This window comes from Microcoleus sp. B5-D4, from assembly GCF_036705145.1.
Taxonomy (GTDB): domain Bacteria; phylum Cyanobacteriota; class Cyanobacteriia; order Cyanobacteriales; family Microcoleaceae; genus Microcoleus.
This window is the reverse complement of record NZ_JAUBTV010000067.1, coordinates 14,992-37,644: the sequence shown is the minus strand read 5'-3', so window position 1 is coordinate 37,644 and position 22,653 is coordinate 14,992. Positions and strand designations below refer to the sequence as shown.

The window sequence follows — 22,653 nt, the reverse complement described above, 5'->3', positions numbered from 1 at the left end:
TTTAAGGTACTTCTCTGCAATAGAAAAGAAAAATCTAGGCGATCGGCAGTTATTTGTCATCTGCCACCCGATGGGAGTCACCCGCCTGCCAGAGGCGAGTCGCCGGCTGTCAGAGGGGTTGCCCCTATTGTATCGAATTGTTAAGGACACTGCCAAAAAATCTCTAAATCTCAGAAACCCTGTGTTATTATGGGTATTAAGGATTTAAACAATTCTATACATTAAGTACAGCCAGACTGGCAGGTAGCTTTTAGGTGCCTGTAAAAGTTTCGTAGAGCCAGCCTTGTTAGTCGATCGCAGCCAAAATTTCTGGGACAGATTTTTAGTTCCTCGCGGCTAAAAGTTTTCAGAAGTTAAGAGTAGCGCATCTTATGTGCACGGTAGCTCAAAGCAGCTAAAGTGGATGGTTTTAGGCTGTTTAAGCATCTGTAAAGCAGTAAATCATTATTGATGACCGGGAACGCCTAAATGTTCCCGCAGGCTTGATATGGAAAAACAGCCTTCAGAACCAAGGCATGGTCTTGCGTGCTGACTTAATGTAGTAGGTCTTGAACTTGTCCTGCTCCTCCTCGTCCTTGACTTTTGGTTCTAATTATGATTTATCGCGATATTCCTCTAATTATTCCCATTCTGGCCGCCGGCTATGTAATGACTATTTATGTACTGCTGATGTTGGCCCAACGCAGCGCTAAAATAACTCGATTAGGCGAGTAGTGTACTGCTGGGCAGCCGAAGTCGGCAGCAGCGTCCTCGCTTCACCCTTGAGAATTCGGAATACTCAATAATAACCCTGCCTTGAATGCTTGCGCGCAAAGGCAGGGTTATTATTTACAATTGCGGGCACCCTGATTTTCTGGGCTGCTAGTTACTGCAACACATAGCTACAGTTATCGATGTTCAATACCCACAGCCTCTGAGGCAGGATATTATATTTAGTAGCAGCTTGTATCGCTCACAGCAAGTTTCATGTAAGGGAAACCCTGCCAATGTTCCGATAAAGCTATTAAATTACTCTCAAAAAAGCTGAGTTTGAAGTTGTCGGTTATTGTGGCAAAAATCGCCATATTCCTATTTTGTAGGGCAAGAACTTACAGAAATAAAACGATAAATTTATGAATCTAGCAACCAGCTTGCTCAACAGAAGGAATCCCTAAACTTGCACGGCAATCAAATATTTCATCAAAGGGTGATTAAAGGGCTGATTCAGGCAGATAGTCTCTGCGATTTATTCACCTATTCCCAAGAAAATAATTTGCTAGAGAGAGCCACAAAAGTAATTTTTAATTTAAATAATTATTCTCGCTCTAAATGTAGGTAAAAACTGTAGGTAAAACAAATAATTGCCAATATTACTGAGCCATTAAAACTCTATTAAGTTTTGATTAAAAGAACAAAAACACAGAGTATAATTTGTCATAAATTATCACGCTCCACTGCCTAAATTGTGGTCTGCTCCAGACGAAGTAAAATAAATTTTCATAAATATGATGCACAATGGTTTACAAGCGATAGAGAATGGCCGAGTTTTAAAAGTAGAGGTGAGAGCCGAAAATCAGAGCCTGCTCGTCACTGGCAACTGAATTACCCGGGAATTTAGCCACGAATATTTGATCCGTTCTTTACCACAAAACCCCCCGACGAAGGTAGGGGGTTGGGACGGGAGATTGTTAAAAAAAGTGTGGAAAAACATTCGGGTAAAATAGAAGTAACATCAGTTATCGGTCAAAGGACGTGTATTGTGTCAATGCCGATCGCCGTTTAGCGCGATCGCACTAAAAATCATACCAAGGCGCGACTAAAAATACAACTCTAGACCGATGTCAAAGCTGGATTGCGGTGAGCGTACCGCGACTGTAAAATCGGAAATCTAAAATGGTATGAAGTGCCGGTTCCGCCTGCATCTATCCCCCTTGATTTGCCCATGTCAACAACAGTGTCTGATACCCAAAGCTTGCTAGAACAGGCGATCGACCCCAAACTGCCGGTGTTGCCTCCAGACACACCCTTGAAAGTCGCAATTGCTGCCATGACTCAGGCGAGTGCCAGTTGCATTTTAATCGCGTTTGAGCAGCAATTGCTCGGAATTTTTACAGAACGCGATGTTGTGAAAATAACTGCTAGCGAAATACCGCTAGCAGGGGTGGCAATTTCTGAGGTGATGACTGAAAACCCGATCGCCCTGAACCTCGATAAAGCGGGGAGTATCTTCAAGGTATTGAGCATATTGCGATCAAAAAGAATCCGTCACTTACCCCTTCTAGACGAAGGTGGCAACTTGCTAGGCGCTATCACCTGCGAAAGCATCCGTCAAATCCTCAAGCCGGCAGACTTGCTGAAAATGTGGCGCGCCGAAGAAATTATGACTACACAATTAATAGTTACCTCAAGCAGCGCCGCCGTTTTAGAAGTCGCAAAACAGATGAGAACCCAGCGGAAAAGCTGCATAGTCATTTGCACTGACAGCGACAACAAAAATCAGAAACCTGTGGGCATAATTACAGAACGCGACATTGTTAAATTCCAAGCTTCTGGACTAGATTTCGCACGTACTCCCGTCACCGCCGCGATGAGTTTTCCGCTGATACCGTTGCAGGTAAAAGCCACCTTGTGGCAGGCTCACCAGTTAATGCAGCAGCACCATATCCGACGCTTGGTGGTGGTGGACGAGGAAGGATATTTAGCTGGAATTGTGACTGAAATTAGCTTGCTAGAGGCCTTAGATCCGGTAGAAATGCACGCCAATGTCGAGCTTTTGCAGGAAACAGTTGCCGACAAAATTCAGGAGTTGAACAAAATGAACGAAGAATTGCAAATAGAAGCGTTGCGGAGGACAGAAGTCGAGGAAAAATTGCGAATTTTAAATGATAATTTGGAAGAACAAATCAAACAGCGAACTTTAGAATTAATTAATGCCAACAGTCAGTTAAAAAAGGAAATACAAGACCGCACCACCGCTGAAGCTGAAGTTCGCCGCCTCAACACCGAACTCGAACAGCGAGTTCTAGACCGCACGGTTCAACTAGCAGCTAGTAACGAAGAATTGCAGCAACAAATTAGCGATAGAGAATTGCTCGAAGAAAAATTGCACTTTTCTGAAAGGAAAGTCCGCGCCGTTTTTGAAGCGATGACCGACATAGTTCTCGTGCTAGACAGTCAGCGGAACATAGAAATTCTTCCAACAAATGTGGCAGCGGTTTCTGAGCCTGATTGTGATATAGTCAGCTTGACCATCGAACATTTTTTTGACGACGACCACCCGGATGATTGGTGGGTGTTAGTTGAGCAAGTGTTAGAAACCCAACAAACTCTCAATTTTGACTACAGCTTAACAGTTTGTGGTCGCGAAATTTGGTTTTCTGCCTGCATTTCTCTGTTCTCAAAAGATGCAGTTATTTGGGTAGCCCGCAACATCAACGACCGCAAAATAGCCGAGTCAGCGCTGTGCCAAAAAAATGCAGAGTTATCTCATACCTTAGAAGAACTGAAGCGGACTCAAAAAGAACTTATTCAATCAGAAAAAATGGCAGCCCTCGGACAGTTAATTGCCGGAGTTGCTCATGAAATCAATTCTCCTTTAGGGGCGATTCGCTCTTCTGTGCAGAACATCGCCGACTTCTGGACGGAACAATTGCAGCAGTTGCCGATATTTTTCCAACAACTATCCCCGGAACGGCGACAGGATTTCTTTGCTTTGCTACACAAGTCCAGCCAAGAAACAGATACATTATCTAGTAAAGAAAAACGTCAGTTAAAAAAAGTTTTGCAGGGGCAACTAGAATCCGAAAAGATTGACGACGCCGCCAGTCTTGCCTGTACTTTATTAGATATCGGCATCGGCAATAATGTAGAACCTTTTTTACCTTTGTTGAAAGACAGCAAAAGTCAAAATATTGTACAAACAGCCTACCAATTTGCTACGGTACAAAAAAGCACTAAAAATATTGCTACGGCCACAGATAGGGCAGCCAAAATCGTTTTTGCTTTGAAAAGCTACTCTCGCTACGACCAGTCTGGCTCCAAGACGCTGGCTAATATTACCGACGGTATTGATACTGTTTTAACGCTTTACCACTACCAAATCAAACACGGTGTGGAAATAGTCAGAAACTATGGTACTAATTTGCCCTCTGTGCTATGCTATCCTGATGAACTCAATCAAGTTTGGACAAATTTGGTTCACAATGCTTTACAAGCGATGGGCAACAAAGGCGTGTTAAAAATTGATGTAAAACACCAAGCAAACGCAATATCAGTGAGTATTGCCGACAGTGGGCCCGGCATTCCTCCAGAGATTATGCCGAGAATTTTTGAGCCGTTTTTCACAACTAAACCTCCAGGGGAAGGCAGTGGTTTGGGATTAGATATAGTTCAAAAAATTCTCGAAAAACACCAAGGTGAACTGCAAGTAGAAAGCGTGCCTGGTCAAACAAAATTTACTATATCCTTGCCTGTCGGAATCCCTTGATAGCACTTAAAGAAATAGGTAAATGCACCCAGTCTTAAAATTTAATAGAAGTAAAGTTTTATGCCGAAACCAGTAATTTTGTGCGTTGACGATGAAGTTGTGGTCTTAAATAGTTTAAAAATTCAACTTAAAAAAGAATTTGGGGATGCTTACCTCTATGAAGTAGCAGAAAATGCAGATGAAGCTCTGGAAATTATGGAGGAAATTCAAAAAGAAGATGAAAGTGATATTTTGGTCATAGTATCTGACTGGTTAATGCCAGGGATTAAAGGAGATGAATTTTTGATTATGGTTCACCAAAAATATCCTAAGATTGTGAAAGTCATGCTGACCGGGCAAGCAGACGAAGTAGCAATAGCACGGGTGAAAGAGCAAGCAAACTTGCACCGTTGTTTGTACAAGCCGTGGGAGCGCAAAGAATTAGTAGAAACTATAAAATCTGGTTTGAGAAAAATATGAACAATAAACCTGTGATTATTTGTGTGGATGACGAACCGATAATTCTTGAAAGTTTGAAAATTGAGTTAAAAAAAACCCTGGGGGAAGAACACTTATTAGAAACGGCTGAAGGCGGCGAAGATGCTTTAGAGTTAATCGAGGAATTGCTGGCAGAGGGCTGCGAAATCGTTGCAGTAATTTCCGACTATCTGATGCCGAATATCAAAGGTGACGAATTGCTGAAGCAGATTCACATAATTTCGCCAAAAACTATCAAAATTATGCTGACCGGGCAAGCAGACCTAGAAGCAGTGGCGAATACTATTAAATATGCTAAATTGTACCGCTACATATCGAAGCCTTGGCAGTCCGAAGATTTGAAGTTGACGGTAAAAGAAGCGATCAACAGTTATTTTAGGGAGAAGCAATTAGCGGAACAAAATGCTCAACTCCAAAAGCTGAATCAAGAATTGGAAACTTTAGTCGAGGAGCGGACTGCACAACTGCGCTTGTCTGAGGAAAAGTTTGCTAAAGCTTTTCGTTCTTCTCCCAACCCGATTGCTATTACCAGACTTAATGACGGTCGTTATTTAGAAATTAATGAGGCTTTTTGCCAGACTATCGGTTATTCAGCCGTAGAAATCCTCGATCGCACGGCGCTTGATTTGAATCTTTGGGAAAATATACAAGCCCGCACCGAGTTGTTTAAAATGTTAGATGAAAAACAAATTATTCTCAACTACGAATTTGATTTTCGCACTAAAACAGGGAAAATCCGAACCGGGCTGCTGTCAGCAGAAATCATTGACATTCATGGCGAAACCTGCGTGATTTCTGTGATTCAAGATATTAGCGATCGCAAATTGGCCGAAGAAAAACTCCGAGCTGTAGCGGCTTCTTTAGCAGCAGCGCAAAGAATCGCCCGTGTCGGTAATTGGGAATGCGATTTCTCGGCCAACACAACTACTTGGTCGGAAGAGTTATCTCGGATTTTTGGGATCGATCCAACCCAGCCTGCGCCCACACTGACTGAGTTTTCGCAATACGTGCATCCCGACGATCGACAAAAGTGGCAAACAACGATCGACACTGCTATTGCTAGCGGGCAATCTTACACTTTGGAATATCGAATTTTGCGCCCGGAACCGAAAATTGCTGCGGATAATTCCCCGTCACAAATAAGTGAAGCCGGCTTCATCCGCTACATCGAAGCCAGAGGAGAAGTAGTTGTCAATCAACAAGGGCAAGTGACAAAAATCTTCACAACTTTGATGGACATTACCCCACGCAAGCTGGCAGAAATAGCCCTTGCAGAGAGCGAAGAAAAATACCGTCATTTAGTTGAAACTTCCCAAGATATTATCTGGTCTTGCAATGCTCAAGGGCACATTACTTTTGTGAACCAAGCAGTTAAAAAAATATACGGTTACGAGCCTGAAGAAATGCTCGGCTGTTCTTTTAGCGATTTCTTGGCACCAGGAGAAATAGACTGGAAATGGGAACTTCAGCAGCGCTTGCTGACGGGAAAAACTGTGTTTCAGTACGAAAATATAGTATTAGGAAAAGACGGCCGAAAGATTGATGTAAATACCAAGGCGATCGCGCGCATGGACGCTGAAGGAAATATCATCGGCACAACAGGCACTGCTAGCGATATTACCGAACGCAAACAAGCTGAAATAGTCCTGCAAAAAGCCAAAGAAGAAGCCGACAGAGCGAACAGGGCAAAAAGCGAATTTCTCTCGAATATGAGCCACGAATTGCGAACTCCCCTCAACGCAATTCTCGGTTTCAGCCAACTGCTAGCCCGCGACCCAGACCTCGGTGCCGACCAACAGCAATACTTAGGAATTATTACCCAGAGCGGGGAACATTTGCTCGTTCTGATCAACAATATTCTGCAAATGTCAAAAATTGAAGTCGGGCTGGTGACACTTAATAACAGCACCTTCGACTTGCACAAAATGCTAAAAAATACTGAAAATATGCTGAAACTGCCAGCCGAAAAAAAAGGGTTGCAGTTAATTTTTGATTGCCCCCCCGATCTACCTCAATATATAGAAACTGACGAAAGCAAGTTGCGACAAGTATTGATAAATGTCGTAGGCAATGCTATTAAATTTACTGCGGAAGGGGGTGTTAATTTGAGAGTCAAACATGAGCTGATAAAAAATAAAAATCACCCAGAGATTTCGCCAAGTGAGAATTGCTATTTGCTATTTGAAGTGGAAGACACGGGTTCAGGAATTTCTGCGGAAGAAATGGATAATTTGTTTAAACCTTTCGCGCAAACAGAAAGCGGTAAAAAAGCTCAAGAAGGAACCGGTTTAGGCTTGCCAATCAGCAAGCAGTTCGTTCAGTTAATGGGAGGGAAGATGACGGTAACAAGCACCCTCGGCCGCGGCAGCATTTTTAAATTTGATGTTAAAGTTTCGCTCCCTAATGCAGTGGAAATTCAGGTGGCTCAAACAGCTCGCCGAGTTGTGGGGATCGAACCCGGACAGCCAGAATACCGGATTTTAGCTGTTGACGATCGCCTGGAAAGCCGCTTGCTGTTGGTCAGAATGCTGACATCGCTCGGCTTTGCGGTGGAGGAAGCGGAAAATGGCGTTCAAGCTGTGGAAATGTGGTCGAGTTGGGAACCTCATTTGATTTGGATGGATATGCGGATGCCGGTGATGGACGGTTACGAAGCTACTAAACAGATTAAAGCGCATTTGAAAGGTCAAGCAACGGTGATTATTGCTCTGACTGCAAGTGCTTTTGATGAGGAGCGATCGCTGATTTTGTCTGCTGGTTGCGATGATTTTGTAGCGAAGCCTTTTCGGGAGCAAGTGATTCTGGAAAAGATGGCTAAGTATCTGGGAGTCCGCTATGTTTACGATCGAGAAGCTTCGCTAAGTTCTGATGCTGCGGTGTCCGCCGAGGTTTCCACGGTAACTGAAACGGCTGATTTGGCTTTTACGCTCCATACTTCATTTTTGGAAGCTATGCCTGCTGAATGGGTTGATGAATTGTATTCTGCGGCGGATGCGGTTGATAACGAGGAAATTTTTCGGCTGTTGTTGTCGATTCCTCCTATTAATGCTAGTTTCCGCAGCGCGATCGCCGATTTGGCCAATAACTTCCGGTGCGATCGGATTATCGATTTGATTGAGGAGTTTAGAAATTGTTGAAGGATGAAAGAAGAAGGGATAGGGGCAGGTTCAGGATTATGGATGATGTAGGTCGATCGCCTATTTGTAAACTCGCCTGCGGGCGATAGACTAATTTACTTGTCGCCAAGCTCCACACCCTGCTAATCATCAGTCATTCCCAATTCTTTAATCTCACTCAAATCTCAAATCTCAACTACGATAAGTTATGTAAATATCAAAGCAGTTGATTGAAGAGGGAGTGCTATAGTGACTATTTAACAAGTTTTCCTAATTTCAACAATTCTTAAATTAACAAAAAATAGCCAGCGATGACCAACAATCAAATAGAAGAAAATAAAGGCAACATATTAATTGTTGACGATACTCCAGAAAATTTGCAAGTTTTATCAGCAACGCTGTGCGATCGGGGCTACAAAGTCCGCGGCGTAATTAACGGCAAAATGGCAATCAGGGCCGCGCGCTCTGGTTGTCCCGATTTGATTTTGCTCGACATCAAAATGCCGGAAATGGACGGCTACGAAGTCTGCACCCAGCTCAAGGAAGATCCGAAGACATCCGAAATTCCAGTTATTTTTATCAGCGCTTTAGATGAAGTATTGGACAAACTAACCGCCTTTCAAGTGGGAGGGGTAGATTATGTCACAAAACCGTTTCATGTAGCAGAAGTTTTAGCGCGAATCGAACACCAACTGACTATCCAGAGGCTGAAAAAACAATTGCTCGATCGCAATAAAGAACTGCAAGAAGAAATAATAGAACGCAAAAAAGCCGAAGAAGCAGCGGCCGCTGCATCGCTCGCAAAAAGTCAATTCGTTGCCAACATGAGCCACGAATTGCGGACTCCCCTGAACGCCATCCTTGGTTTTACCCAAGTCATGAGCCGCGACTCTTTGCTCAGCCACGAAAATCTCGAAAATCTCCGAATTATTAACCGCAGCGGTCAACATTTGCTGGAACTAATTAACGATGTTTTAGACTTGTCGAAAATAGAAGCAGGGATAATTGGCTTAGATCAACGCAGCTTTGACCTCTATCAACTCCTCGACACTCTCGAAGAAATGTTTCAAATCAAAGCTGAAACAAAAAAAATCCAACTGAGATTTTCCATCGAGGCTAATGTTCCCCCATATATAAAAACTGACGAAAAAAAGCTGCGCGTCTGCTTAATTAACCTGCTGGGAAATGCCATGAAATTTACTCACGACGGGGGCCGTATTTGGCTGCGCGTGAGCGTGGAAAGCAACCAGCCGCAGCAGCCGGCAGAATCGGAAAGTGATCCTAACTCAACCTCGGTCGAACCATTGTTAATTTTGTTTGAAGTTGAAGACACGGGAATTGGCATAGCAACAGCAGAAATTGATACTTTATTTGACGCTTTCGTGCAAACACAAGCGGGGAGAAAAGCTGGTGATGGTACGGGATTGGGTTTGACAATTACTAAAAAATACGTGCAAATAATGGGCGGAGATATTTGGGTAAAAAGTGTTTTAGGTGAGGGAACCAGTTTTAAATTTAATATCCGAGTATTTGGCGCTATTTCGTCTGAAATAACAGTGGCGACATTGCAGCGGGTGATAGGACTAGAAGCAGATCAACCCATTTATCGGATTTTAGCAGTTGACGACAATCCAGAAAATCGGCTGCTGCTGGTTAAAATGTTGCAACCAATTGGTTTTGAAGTCCGAGAAGCGGAAAATGGCTACCAAGCGGTTGAACTCTGGGAAAGTTGGCAGCCTCATTTAATTTGGCTGGATACGCGAATGCCAGTAATGGACGGTTTTGAAGCTGTCCGACAAATTAGAGCGAAAGAGAAACAAACTCAGTGGCGAACTGTAATTATTGCTCTGACTGCTAGCACTTTTGAGGAAAGAAAGGGCGAAATTATCGCCGCAGGTTGCGACGATTTTGTGCGGAAACCTTTTCTAGAACAAACTCTCTTTGATAAGATGGCTTGCTACTTGGGAGTGCGCTATCTTTATCAAGAGTTGCCCCGGCTCCCAGTGGGGGCTTTACGGCGTTATTGTGTGAACGAAAAACCCGATTCATTTTTCGGAGGGCTGCTGGCTCAAATGCCTCAAAGCTGGGTGAAGGAACTCCATGACGCAGCTAATGATGTTAATGAAGAGCTGGCGATTCAACTTGTCGATCGCATCTGGGAAAGTCATCCAACTTTAGCTGAGGCTTTAAAAGATTTGCTTGCCGATTACCGACTCGACAAGATAATGGATTTAACTCAATCGAGTTTAAAATAAATGGATAATAGCGAAATTAAAGTATTGGTGGTTGATGACCAACCAAGCAATCTGCGGTTCTTATCCAAACTGCTAACATCCCACGGCTATCAAGTTTACCGAGCTATTAGCGGTCAACTGGCGTTGAATGTTGCGATCGCCCATTGCCCGGATTTAATTTTGCTCGACATTAGAATGCCGGAAATGAGCGGTTATGAAGTTTGTCGGAGACTGAAATCAACACCAGAAACTGAACAAATTCCGGTAATTTTTTTAAGCGTATTAGATGAAATGAACGATAAATTACAAGCTTTTCGAGTAGGAGGCGCTGACTATATTACTAAACCATTTCAAGTAGAAGAAGTTTTAGCGCGCATCGACAAGCAAGTCCGCTTGCAAAAGCTGCAACAGCAATTAAAAGAGCAAAATTATCAACTGCAACAGTCGCAGTCGCTGCTTGCTAGCATATTAAATAGTTCCTTAGACTGTGTGGTGGCTTATTCTGCCGTCCGCAACAGTGAGGGAAATATTGTAGATTTCCAGTGGCTGTTGATCAACCCTGCAGCCGAAAAATTTTATGGTCTGCTATTAAATGAGATAGTTGGCAAAAATTTGTTAGCCCAAGTTTCCCAAGTTAGCAATAAGGGGTTATTTGATTTGTATGTTTCTGTAGTAGAAACAGGAGAAACTGTAGACCAAGAATTTTATTACGAACAGGAGCGAGATACAATTGTTTGGCTGCACATTGTGGCGGTCAAATTAAACGATGGTCTGGCAGTAACATTTCGTAATATTACCGAGCGCAAACGAGCAGAAATTGCCCTGCGAGACAGCGAAGAACGCTTCCGCGCCATATTCGAGCAAGCTGCGGTCGGCATAGCTAAAACCGCGCTTTGCGGTAAATTTATGCGGGTAAATCCCGGCTTTTGTCAAATTGTCCGCTATGCAGAATCGGAATTGTTACAGCAAAGTTGGCAGGCAATTACTCACCCGGATGACAGAGAAGCGGACAGAGAATACCTGCGCTCGCTGTTATCCGGAAAGATTCAAACTTTTTCTGTGGAAAAGCGTTTGGTATGCAAAGATGACGCAGTGCGCTGGGCAAATGTTACTGTTTCGGCAATGCGCGATGTCAAGGGGACACTGCAGTATTTGATTTGTGCGATCGAGGATATTTCCGAACGCAAGCTGGTACAAGAATTGCTGCAAGAGAGTTTAGACACTCAAACCCGCTACGCTCAAGAATTAACTCGTTCTAATGCCGAACTAGAACAGTTTGCTTACGTGGCTTCTCACGATTTGCAAGCGCCTTTGAGCACGATTGCTGGCTATGCTCAACTATTAGAAAAGCGCTTTCCCAACCAACTTAATGCCCAAGGGAATAAATTTATCCGCAATATTGTTCATTCTTGCGATCGGATGCAGGCGCTGATTGATGACTTGCTGGAGTATTCGCGGGTCGGGAGCAGTCAGAAACCTTTTGAGATGATAGATTGCAATCGGGTTTTTGAGGATGCTTGTGCTAATTTGCATTTGGCCATCCGCGAGAATCAAGCTTCAGTTACTAGGGGGAATTTGCCAAGGGTAAAAGGTGACTGTTTTCAACTGTTGCAACTGTTTCAAAATTTAATGGGTAACGCTATTAAGTACCGCAGCAGTGAAGCGCCGGTGGTGCAGGTGGACGCTTTGCGCCAGGGGGATAGCTGGGTGTTTTCAGTGCAGGATAATGGTATTGGGATTGCTTCACAGTACCATCCGCGAATTTTTCAGATTTTTCAGCGTTTGCACACCCAAAAACAGTATTCGGGAACTGGTATCGGTTTAGCGATTTGTCAAAGAATTGTCGATCGGCATGGCGGCCGCCTTTGGGTAGAATCCGAACCCAATCGAGGCTCGACTTTTTATTTTTCTCTTCCTATACCAAACTGAAGTCAATCGATTTTAGATTTTAGATTTTAGGTTTTAGATTGCAGATTTTAGGTTTTAGATTGTAGATTGTAGATTGTAGATTTTATATTTTAGGTTTTAGATTTTAGATTTTAGAATTGAAGAAAGCGACTCCACTGATAAATCCGGGGGCAAGTGAAGAGGATTCGGAGCTTTTTTCTCGCTCCACGGATGAATCCGGGGGCTTGTCACCAAATTGCTTGATTGTCACCAGTCCTTTACTTTAGCTTTAAATATCTTTATCTGTTCTTTACAAAAATGCTTATAAAGTGTAGCATATTCACTGATGACATCGAGCTATAAATCTATCAATATAAATCTATTAGCTCGATCCTTATACAACTTATAAATCAGCGGTGCGCGCAAGACTTGTTAATTTTTTTCAACTGTATCCAGAGCATCTTGCTTTGGGATGCAATAGTTTCCCTAGTAGTTCCCGGATCAAGATTTGTGATGTGTTTGCAGTTTGTAGGTTCTCGGACAGACTGCCAAGTGAAACAAGCATGATTCGCAAACCTTTGCAAATGCAGAAAAACGGTAAATTGCTGCAACACAATTTCAGTGTCCTCAGCCAGATTTACCGGATGATGGCAAGAGATGCTGTGCAGGTACTCAGACACTGCTTAAAGTTCAGCGACCTCACAAAAGACGTTCGTAGTGAGGCAAAGCCGTGAATTATCAAAAGAAAAAATTTACTCTTTTAATAGCAAACGATGACGAGGACACGCGCTTTTTGGTGAAGGAAGCACTGGGAGAAGTTCGATTAGCAATTACGAGCGAATTTGTGGAAAATGGAGAACAAGTCCTAGACTACTTATACCGTCGCGGTCAATATCTTGGTAGCAGCAATTGGCATCAGCCAGACTTGATCCTTTTGGATCTGAATATGCCGAGGCTGGACGGGCGAGAAACACTAAGTTTGATCAGATCTGACCCCCATTTGCAACAAATTCCGGTTGTAATGCTCACAACTTCCCACCGCAGAGGAGATATTTTGCTTTGCTACCGCTTGGGAGCCAATTCTTTTATATCCAAACCAGTAACTTTTGAAGGCTTGCTTGAAGTAATGAAGACTTTATGTGAGTATTGGTTTGAAATCGTTTCACTCCCGCCGGATATGTAAACTTTAATGGAAAGCTAAATCCATAGTTTGAGTGTATAGTGAATTTGATAAGCCGAAATATTTGCCGATCGCAAGTATCGCTCTCAAAACAAAAAAGTTGCCTTCGACCCGCTCCGAACGCTAGAGTTGTGTTAACACGTCACCAATGTCTGAAAATTTTGTTGGTTGAGGATGACCTCGGAGATCCCACAATGATCGAAGACCTTCTAGGGTCATTCAGCGAGTCTCTATTTCTTCTCCAAACTGTTAAGTCTCTGGAGATAGGAGTTGGGCGTCTGGAAGTAGACAAGTTTGACGCCGTACTATTAGATTTGTCAGTGTCAGACAGCTTGAGGGGAAGCGAGGATCTCGCAGTTTTGAAAGGGCGATGGCCCACATTGCCAATTGTGGTGCTGACAGATATCAAGGATGAAAATATGGCCCGGTCGGTATTGCGCTGGGGCGCTCAAGATTGTTTGGTAAAGGGAAGATTTCACAGAACTCTGCTGGTGCGGGCAATCCATTACGCCATCGAACGCCAGCAAATCGAAGAACAATTGCGGCAGCAGGCTCTGCGACAGCGGCTGTTGGGCAAAATGATCGAACATATTCGATCGTCAATAGATCCGGCAAGCATTCTCCAAAGTACCGTTGCAGAAGTGCGCCAATTTCTCCAAACAGACCGCGTTTTAATTTATCGCTGTCAGGATTGGGTGTCTCAATTGGACGGGGAAGAGCAAAAAGGTGCGATCGTCGCAGGTGACGGTTTGCCAGAAGGTTATATTGAAAACCAAAATATTAGTGCTGCTTTGGCGGTGTCATGCTTTGTTTTAGTCGAATCCCAGTCGGTACAAGCAATCGCAGATGTCAGCACTGCCCCCTTGGCTGGCAGTTGCAAAGAATTGCTGGCAGATTGTGAAATTGCAGCAGTTATCAGCGTGCCAATTTGGCAATCAGGCGACTGGGAAACGGCAAAAGAAACACAAGAAACCACTGTTTGGGAAGTCGAGAAAAATCAAGATGCAGTGGAAAATTATATCTGGCCGCAGGCGAGTGGCAACCCGCAGGCGCAGGGTAAGAAGTTGCCGGATTCGATCCCAGAAAATGGCAATAGTTTGTGGGGAATGCTGACAGCATACAATTGCAGTGGTGTCAGGGAATGGCAACAGTGGGAAATAGATTTTTTACAGCAGTTGGCAAATCAAGTAGCGATCGCGATCGAACAATCTCAACTTTACCGCAAGCTAGCAATAGCCAATCAAAAATTGCAGCAACTGGCAACTACTGACGGACTGACTGGCATTGCCAATCGCCGCCAGTTCGATCGCGTTTTGAACTTAGAGTGGCGCAGATTGGCCAGAGAGGAGCTACCGCTTTCTTTAATTATGTTGGACATCGACTTTTTTAAACTTTACAACGAGTTTTATGGGCACCTGGGCGGGGACGATTGTTTGCGCCAAATTGCCGGGGCGATCGCCAGCGCCACCAACCGGCCTGGGGATTTGACTGCCCGCTACGGTGGCGAAGAATTTGGCCTAGTGCTGCCCAACACCAGCGCCCAAGGGGCAAACGCTGTCGCCCGGAAAATTTGCGACGGCATCGCCAGCTTGAAACTGCCCCACGCGCGATCGTCGATCGGCCCCTACGTTACCCTCAGTTGCGGCATTGCAACAGCGATTCCTTCTGCCCAGGAATCTCCCAACACCCTAATTCGCAGCGCTGACAGCGCCCTTTTTCAAGCCAAAACCGAAGGCAAAAATCGCATTTGTCACGCTAGCAATAACTCGGAATCTTCCCAGATTTTTATGTAAACGTTGAAGGCAATTAGTAATTAGTAAAATCGTGTTTTATTTTTAACTCACCACTCACAACTCATAACTCATATTGTTGACCTTTGCATCGGAATAATAATTTTCCGAGTGCAGTGCGAGCGGGATGCGATCGAGTGAGCCGGAGCAATAATAATGCTCGCTTTCAGGGTATAATTCTGATTCTACGGTATTTGATATTACTGAGATGTTGCACCATTCTCAATTACTTGTTTAGGAACAGGCTTTTCGGCCTGTTCCACAAAGAGTAAATTTTCTTGTGGAACAGGCCGAAAAGCCTGTTAAGCGAGAATGGTGCAAGATGTGAGATATTACCCATTTGCGCTTCCCAATTTCCAATTACCAATTGCTAATTTATTGCCCCAAATTTGAATTCCTACCAGTTAAATTCGGCTGCACTGGAATTTCAATCAAAAACTCCGCTCCCTCTCCCGGTGTCGAAATACAACTCAATCGGCCGCCATGCCGATCGACGATAATCGAGTGAGAAATCGACAATCCCAAACCCGTACCCTTGCCGACAGGTTTAGTCGTGAAAAAGGGATCAAACAGCCTCGATCGCACTGACTCCGGCATCCCCCCCCCGTTGTCCGCAATCGATACCGCTACGAAGCCTGCACCAGCCTGATAACTGCGAATAGCGATCGTGCTGGGATGTCGATCGCACTCCTCGATCGAACGCTGTTTGTCCCGTTCTTCCAAAGCATCGATCGCATTAATCAAAATATTCATAAATACCTGATTCAACTCGCCAGGAAAACATTCAATTTGTGGCAAGAGTTGGTAGTCTTTAACTATCTGAATTTCTCCATGACTGCTGTGAGATTTTAACCGATTTTGCAAAATCATCAAAGTGCTATCAATTCCCTCGTGAATGTTAACCGACTTCCCTGCGGACTCGTCCAATCGGGAAAAATTACGCAACGATTTCACAATCTCGACAATTCGCTCGGTTCCTACTTGCATCGAGTTAAACAATTTCGGGAAATCCTCAACAATATAATCCAAGTCTATTTCATCAATTTTATCCAAGACTTGGGCCGGAGGATGAGGACAGTAATGCTGGTAAACTTTAATCAATTCCAGCAAATCTAAAGTGTAATTGCGAGCCGGACTGAGATTGCCGTGAATAAAGCTAACGGGGTTATTAATTTCGTGAGCAACACCAGCAACTAACTGACCCAAACTCACCATTTTTTCATTTTGAACGAGCTGAGCTTGAGTCGTTCGGAGTTTGTTAATAGCTGCTTCTAACTCTAGCGCTTTTGAACGTTCTCGCGCTTCCGATTCCTGCAAAGCTGACTCGGCTTGTTTGCGATCGGCAATTTCACTTTGTGCTTGCTCAAACAGCATTGATTGCTGGATCGCGATCGCCAACTGCACGCTAATTTGTTTGAGACACTCAACCTCAATTTCCAGCCAGTGGCGGGGGCCCGCGCACTCGTGGGCAATCAATAGCCCCCACAACTTCTCGCCTTGCAAAATCGGCACTACCAAATTAGCTCGCACCTGAAATTGACTTAATAAATTAATGTAGCACTCGGAAAGACCAGCTTTGTAAATATCATCTACAGGTACAGCGCGACCGTGTTCGTAAGCAGAAGCATAGCTGTATTCAAAGCAGGGATCGTTAATAGTTAGTCCCTGAATCGATTGCCAATTTTTGCCCACCGACTCGACAGTTACAAAACCGCTCCTATCGGGATTAAAGCGATAAATTATTGTCCTGTCTGTTTGCAAAAATTGCCGTACTTCAGCAACAGCTTTTGTCAAGATTTCTTTTAAATTGAGAGAAGATCGAATGCGTTCCAGCATCTCTACCACCAACCGTTCTCGCTTTAATTGCTGGCGCAAGATAGCCTCGGCAAGTTTGCGAGAGCTAATATCTTCAATCACAGCAATTACATAGCTAGGTTCCCCAAACCCATCCTGCACTAAAGATACAGTCATATTAGTCCAAACAAATGAACCGTCTTTGCGAATAAAGCGTTTCTCAATGGAATAATTTAAAATTTCCCCAGCTAACAGTCTGTCGCGCGACTCGACATCTGCTGCTACATCTGCGGGGTGAGAAATATCCCCAACATTTCGCGATTTTAGCTCCAATTCTGAGTAGCCGACAATATTGCAAAACCCTTGATTTGCATTCAAAAAGTGACCGTCTGGCCACACTTTCACAATGCCTATCGCCGCTTGTTCAAATACCGCTCGAAATCGCTGTTCGCTTTCTTGCAAAGCAGTTTCGGCTTTTTTGCGATGGGTAATGTCCATTGCCGTGCCAAACATCCGCACCACCTGACCCAACTCATTTTTAATAGCTTGTCCTTTAGCGTTAACGTGCCTAATTTCTCCTGATGGGAAATAGATGCGGTGGTCGATATCGTAAGCTGTTCCTTCAGTCACTGCTTTTTGTACAACTTCTGCGAACCTTTCTTTGTCATCGGAATGAATTTGCTCTAAAAGTTCTTCCATTGTCGGTGGCAGATTCAATTCTCGACCATAAACTCGAAACAGTTCTTCCGACCAAGTAATAACTCCTGCCTCCCTATCGAATTCCCAATTGCCGATGCGGGCTATTTTTTGCGCTGCTTGTAACTGGTCAGCAAGTAGTTGCAGAGATGCGATTAACTGCGTTTTTTCTGCTTCTGCTGCAACGCGGGCACTGATATCTTTGTGAGTGCCCGTTATCCGCAACGGCGCACCCCATTCGTCGTACTCGACTACCTTGCCCATTGCCAGAATCCACTGCCAATTGCCCGCTTTGTTGAGCATCCGAAATTCAAATTCATAAATCTCAGTCTCACCTTCCAAATAGGAATTTAAACATTCCATTACCTTCCCTCGGTCTTCTGGATGCAGCAAACTTTCCCAACCTTTGAGGTTGTTTTCAATTTCGGTTTCTGCGTAGCCAAGCATTGATTTCCAATGAAAATCGAAATAAGTTTCGCCAGTAGCTATATTCCAATCCCACAGCCCCAAAGAGCTGCCTGAAACCGCCAACTGCAATCGCTCTTGACTGAGTTTTAATGCCGATGCGGTGCGTTTTATTTCTGTGAGATCGGCAATTATGGCTATCATTCCTATCGGTTGACTAGCGCTATCTTTAATGCAGTTAGCTCGCAAGAAAGTTTCTATAATATCGCCATTTTTACTCTTGATTTCAATTTCACTATCCCAGGAAAGACCTTTCCGCAGCCCCCTAAATAACTTGCTCAAATCTTGAGATTTGGGGTACATTACTGCTGGGCCGCCGGCATTATTTAGTTCCTCAACTGTATAGCCGTAGCGCTGAATAAATGCTTGATTGTGATAAACGGAATAACCGTCCAAATCGGCGATCGCGATCGCATCACTAGCGCTGTCTACAGCTTGAGTTACCAGGCACAGAGTCAGTTCGGCTTGTTTGCGATCGGTAATGTCAAAAATCGCTCTGTCGAGCCACAAAACTAGCCCTTCTATATTGTAAGTTGGCCTACCTCTTTCCGACATCCACCGCACCGCCCCGTCAGCGCGAACAATCCGGTATTCTAGATTGTACGGCTGTTTCGACTCTACGGCTGCGCTGATTTGTCGATCGACCATTTCCTTGTCTGCCTCGTGGACAATGCTCGCAAAACTCAAGCCGTTGTTGCCAATAAAATCCCCAGCAGGATACCCACTAATTACCTCAATTTCATCGCTAATAAATACCATCGTCCACTCAGCATCGTACAAGCTGCGGCAGATAGCGCCGGGGATATTCTCAACGAGCGATCGAAATCTGGCTTCGCTCTCCCGCAAAGCTGCTTCTGCCTGTTTTAAATCAGTAATATCCAGCACCATGCCTTCCCAAACTATATCCCCTTCCTGCCCTATTTCCGTCGGACGATCAACTCGTTCCGGTCTCGAAACCCCTTGCATCCACTTAAGTTTTCCCGACGGTACAATCGCGCGCCATTCCTGCTGCCATGGCTGCATATTTGCCGCAGAAAAAGCAATAGATTCTTCAAATTTTTGACGGTCATCTGGATGAATAAAACTAAAAAATAGTTGGGGATTCTGCTGAATAGTTTCTGGTTCCAATTCATATAAATCGCGGCTACCAGAAGAAATATAAGTAAAACTTTTTTTGCCGTCTGTTGAAAGACTAAATTGATAAATTATTCCCGGTAAATTGGCAGCAAGTTGCCGAAGTCTAGCTTCGCTTTCTTGCTGCGCTAATTGTTTGCGCCTATCCTCAGTGATATCTCGAATTATCCCGACGAGAATTTTACTGCCGTCGGTATTTTCAAAGACTGTTTTTTTAGTAGACAGAATGTGCTTTGCACCGCTGCTGTCTGTAAATATTTCCTCGGTTTCGTTTTCTTTCCCAGTCCTAAACACTTGTTGGTCAGTATGCCAAAAAATCTCAGCTTCTTGTTTCGGGAAAAAGTCATAATCCGATTTGCCCAGCAGTTCCTCGCGCTGCTTCCCGATCAGCTTGCAAAAAGCATCATTTAACAGTATCCACCGGTGCTGTTCATCCTTGACAAAAATTGGGTCTGCAACTGCATCGATTGTATAATTCAAAAACTTTTTACTAGCTTCGAGTTCGGAAAGTGCTAAAATTTTATCTGTAATATCATTGATAGTTCCTGTCGTCCCCTGCGCCTCGCCGTTCCAGCCCAACATAAAAAATTCTTGCACTTCCACCCACCGAATTTCGCCATTTTTGGTAATATATCGACTTTGATAACAACAGGATGTTTCTTGATTTGGTTTCTGACCTCTAAACGAATTTAAATATTGGTATTGATCCTCAGAATGAATGTAACTCAAACAGGAAGTTCCTAAGCTTTCCTCAACGGTAAATCCGGTAATTTCCGTCCAAGCTGGATTGAGAAAAGTCCAATGGCCCGCAGTATTTGTTTCAAAAACTACTTCTTTGATATTGCCAACAACCTGCTGGTATTTTTCTTGACTTTTTTGCCATTCTGCTTGCCGTTTCTGGCGGGCGATCGCGCACCTGAGCGTCCGCACCAGCAGCCGGCTGTCTACCTGTCTTTTCACCAGATAATCTTGGGCGCCGGCGGCAATTAACTCGACAGCCAGTTCTTCGTCATCGGCCGCTGTCAGAATGACGATCGGAATATTTATACCGCAATCTTGAAGTCGGAAAAAAGTATTAAATTTTAGGCTGTCAGGAAGTGAAAGATCTAATAAAATTACATCAAAAATTTTGTCGCTTAAAATTTCTATAGCTTCCCGGAGGCGAACTACATTGGTCAGATCAATTGATTGTCCTAGTTGGGGTTCAGACAGCAGTTCTTGAATGAGTTCTGCATCTTCTGCACAGTCTTCTACTAAAAGAATTTTCAAACCAGGCGTTAAAGTTGACTCAAAAACAGATGTCATACCATTTTATATTTGATATTTTTGAATTGAGATTTGGAATGACTGATGACTATCGCAGTTTGGTTCTTGCGTACAGTGGCATTTTTCTTTACTGCTATCCTTTTGCTATTTTTTAGGAATTATAAAATCTCAGCAGCGGATGCAGCTACCTAGCTCATGATTTGGGAAATTGAACCGCAGGCTTTAGAGTTCGCTGTGTGCTTGCAAACCCCGCAGATTTATTTGTAGAATTGAGTTGTTCGCTGCAAGTTTTCCGCCTCGCCCCAAACCTAGTGGCCCAAAACTATCATTTTCTTACCCATATTGCAACTTAACTCTATTTTAATTTACAACCTTTGGCAGGGGAATAGCAAGAGGCAAGTCAAAAGAGCGCGGAGTAATCAGGATTTGCATTGCTGATAGCCTTTGAAACTTTAGATTATAAATGGCCGTTTAAAGCTTGCCTAAAGCTGCATTATTTTTCCATAATGGTATTACTACTAAGCTACGAGAATTACCGTTGATTTACAAGATACGGCCTGAGATTGTGTTCGGTTAATGGCCCGCAATTAGCGCCTATTTGTATTGAGCCATGCAAGTCCTCTCTTGATCGAGGAACCAAGACTTGCCTTCCTTGCTACAAACCTAATTACCAACTTAATTACGGTTGTCTAACGGACACAATTTAACTCAGTTGAGTCGCTCAATTTTTCTGCGGTTTAGGCAGCACAACTGTAAACACGCTGCCTTGACCGACATTGCTGCTAATAGCAATCTCACCGTTAAAAGGTTTTAAAAGTTCAATACAAGTATAAAGTCCTAGGCCAGTTCCTGTCGGTTCGCCTTCTCTTTTTTCCTCGCCTTTAGGTGGCTTTGATGTGTAAAAAGGGTCAAAAAGTTTTGGCAAATCTTCAGATGATATGCCGCATCCCGTATCTGCAATATCCATGTATATGTTCGAGTCGTCTTGCCGAGTCACGATAGTTATTTCTCTGCTTTTCTTTTCCCACATAGCATCCATTGCATTATTGATTAAATTATAAAATACTTGAGAAAGATAGGAATAAATTAAGGGAATGCTGGCAATTTCTTCGTCATAAAAGTATTTTTTTCTAATCTTATTTTTAAAATACAGGTTGCCTTCCAATAGCTGAATTTCTCGCTGCACTAAATCGTTGATATTCACCGGGTGCAAATCTTGCTTTTGCTCGTTTCGGCTTTTCATCATCAGAGTATCCATGATCTGATTGATTTTTGTGACAGCTTGAAAAATATACTTAGTATAATTAAACAGAGAGTCTTCTTGAATTTGTGTGGCTTTTGTTTCAATCAAATCGACGCTAGTCTGGATCACTTGCAGCGGACTTTTGAGATTGTGAACCATGCCCTGAGTCAAACGTCCGATGATGGCTGTTTTTTCCTGGTTTATTAATTGCTTGGTTTTTTGTTCAACAAGTCTTTCAAGGTTTTGGTTGAGGTGGGCAAGTTCGAGGTTTTTTTCTTCGAGTTTTTTTTGCAAGCTGCGGATTGTCAAGTGGGTTTGAATCCGGCTCAAAACTTCTTCGTGCTGGAAAGGCTTAGTGATGTAGTCAACGGCTCCTGTCTGAAAGCCTTTTACTTTATCAGGCGTATCGGAAAGGGCGCTCATAAATATGATGGGAATATCTTGCGTTGACGGGTCTGCTTTCAAACGTCGGCAAGTTTCAAAACCGTCAATTCCTGGCATCATGATATCCAAAAGAATCAAGTCTGGATGGATGTAGTCAATTTGCTCGATCGCACTTTCGCCGTCTAGAGCCACTAATACTTTAAACCCGTAATTCCTTAACAACTCGAAAAGTACGTCAAGATTTGTTTGGTTGTCATCAACAATTAGTATGATGCTTCTTGCGGAATTCTTATCGTTCATATTCAAGGCAAACATTCAAATTTTTTACTTTTTAGTTGTGGGTGGTGAGTTTAAATCGGATTCAAGTGATTTTCGGCGGCTCTCGAAACCCGGTTGCTTCGTAGATCCCTTTATTTGCAATCACTCTTTCTTTTATGGGCGGGTAGGATGCCCACCCACCAAAATTACAGTCTCTGTGGAACAGGCCGGACAGCCTGTTGCTGACAAAAGTGCAAGATGTGA

Annotated in this window: 11 protein-coding genes; 9 read left to right on the top strand and 2 right to left on the bottom strand. The window is 43.6% G+C overall.

Annotated features, from left to right (window positions below; all coding sequences use genetic code 11):
* Positions 1 to 1,603 precede the first annotated feature (1,603 nt).
* From QUB10_RS34305 to QUB10_RS24850, 9 genes are all read left to right on the top strand, one after another.
* Positions 1,604 to 1,762: an ATP-binding protein gene (locus tag QUB10_RS34305; protein WP_445300788.1), complete on the top strand. Its 159-nt coding sequence runs from the start codon at positions 1,604 to 1,606 to the stop codon at positions 1,760 to 1,762.
* A 159-nt stretch (positions 1,763 to 1,921) separates the two neighbouring features.
* Positions 1,922 to 4,465: a CBS domain-containing protein gene (locus tag QUB10_RS24885; RefSeq protein WP_333205901.1), complete on the top strand. Its 2,544-nt coding sequence runs from the start codon at positions 1,922 to 1,924 to the stop codon at positions 4,463 to 4,465.
* Between the two features lie 60 nt (positions 4,466 to 4,525).
* Positions 4,526 to 4,924 (top strand): response regulator, encoded by a 399-nt coding sequence (locus QUB10_RS24880; protein ID WP_333205900.1) that lies wholly within the window; start codon positions 4,526 to 4,528, stop codon positions 4,922 to 4,924.
* The gene (locus QUB10_RS24875) at positions 4,921 to 8,079 is read left to right on the top strand and encodes a PAS domain S-box protein (RefSeq protein WP_333205899.1); all 3,159 of its coding nucleotides are present in this window, start codon (positions 4,921 to 4,923) and stop codon (positions 8,077 to 8,079) included. The genes QUB10_RS24880 and QUB10_RS24875 overlap by 4 nt, the downstream gene beginning before the upstream one ends.
* 290 nt (positions 8,080 to 8,369) lie before the next feature.
* Positions 8,370 to 10,313, top strand: a complete 1,944-nt coding sequence (locus QUB10_RS24870) for a response regulator (RefSeq protein ID WP_333205898.1) — start codon at positions 8,370 to 8,372, stop codon at positions 10,311 to 10,313.
* Positions 10,314 to 12,221 carry a PAS domain S-box protein gene (locus tag QUB10_RS24865; RefSeq protein ID WP_333205897.1) on the top strand — a complete coding sequence of 636 codons (1,908 nt, stop codon included), beginning with the start codon at positions 10,314 to 10,316 and terminating at the stop codon, positions 12,219 to 12,221.
* Between the two features lie 521 nt (positions 12,222 to 12,742).
* Positions 12,743 to 12,913, top strand: coding sequence for a hypothetical protein (locus QUB10_RS24860; RefSeq protein WP_333205896.1), 171 nt, complete (start codon positions 12,743 to 12,745; stop codon positions 12,911 to 12,913).
* Positions 12,910 to 13,362, top strand: coding sequence for a response regulator (locus tag QUB10_RS24855; RefSeq protein WP_333205895.1), 453 nt, complete (start codon positions 12,910 to 12,912; stop codon positions 13,360 to 13,362). Before QUB10_RS24860 ends, QUB10_RS24855 begins: the two co-directional genes overlap by 4 nt.
* 38 nt (positions 13,363 to 13,400) lie before the next feature.
* Positions 13,401 to 15,152 (top strand): diguanylate cyclase domain-containing protein, encoded by a 1,752-nt coding sequence (locus tag QUB10_RS24850; RefSeq protein WP_333205894.1) that lies wholly within the window; start codon positions 13,401 to 13,403, stop codon positions 15,150 to 15,152.
* Positions 15,153 to 15,524: 372 nt separating this feature from the next.
* Here QUB10_RS24850 and QUB10_RS24845 read toward each other — a convergent pair whose 3' ends face one another.
* Together QUB10_RS24845 and QUB10_RS24840 are read right to left on the bottom strand one after the other, a co-directional pair.
* Positions 15,525 to 20,543: a PAS domain S-box protein gene (locus QUB10_RS24845; RefSeq protein WP_333205893.1), complete on the bottom strand. Its 5,019-nt coding sequence runs from the start codon at positions 20,541 to 20,543 to the stop codon at positions 15,525 to 15,527.
* Between the two features lie 682 nt (positions 20,544 to 21,225).
* Positions 21,226 to 22,446 carry a hybrid sensor histidine kinase/response regulator gene (locus tag QUB10_RS24840; protein WP_333205892.1) on the bottom strand — a complete coding sequence of 407 codons (1,221 nt, stop codon included), beginning with the start codon at positions 22,444 to 22,446 and terminating at the stop codon, positions 21,226 to 21,228.
* Positions 22,447 to 22,653 lie beyond the last annotated feature (207 nt).

What these genes read in the sequence shown, in the direction of transcription:
- QUB10_RS24885 (WP_333205901.1), top strand. Translation starts at nt 1,922, where the DNA reads ATGTCAACAACAGTGTCTGATACCCAAAGCTTGCTAGAACAGGCGATC.
- QUB10_RS24880 (WP_333205900.1), top strand. Translation starts at nt 4,526, where the DNA reads ATGCCGAAACCAGTAATTTTGTGCGTTGACGATGAAGTTGTGGTCTTA.
- QUB10_RS24875 (WP_333205899.1), top strand. Translation starts at nt 4,921, where the DNA reads ATGAACAATAAACCTGTGATTATTTGTGTGGATGACGAACCGATAATT.
- QUB10_RS24870 (WP_333205898.1), top strand. Translation starts at nt 8,370, where the DNA reads ATGACCAACAATCAAATAGAAGAAAATAAAGGCAACATATTAATTGTT.
- QUB10_RS24865 (WP_333205897.1), top strand. Translation starts at nt 10,314, where the DNA reads ATGGATAATAGCGAAATTAAAGTATTGGTGGTTGATGACCAACCAAGC.
- QUB10_RS24860 (WP_333205896.1), top strand. Translation starts at nt 12,743, where the DNA reads ATGATTCGCAAACCTTTGCAAATGCAGAAAAACGGTAAATTGCTGCAA.
- QUB10_RS24845 (WP_333205893.1), bottom strand. Translation starts at nt 20,543, where the DNA reads ATGACATCTGTTTTTGAGTCAACTTTAACGCCTGGTTTGAAAATTCTT.
- QUB10_RS24840 (WP_333205892.1), bottom strand. Translation starts at nt 22,446, where the DNA reads ATGTTTGCCTTGAATATGAACGATAAGAATTCCGCAAGAAGCATCATA.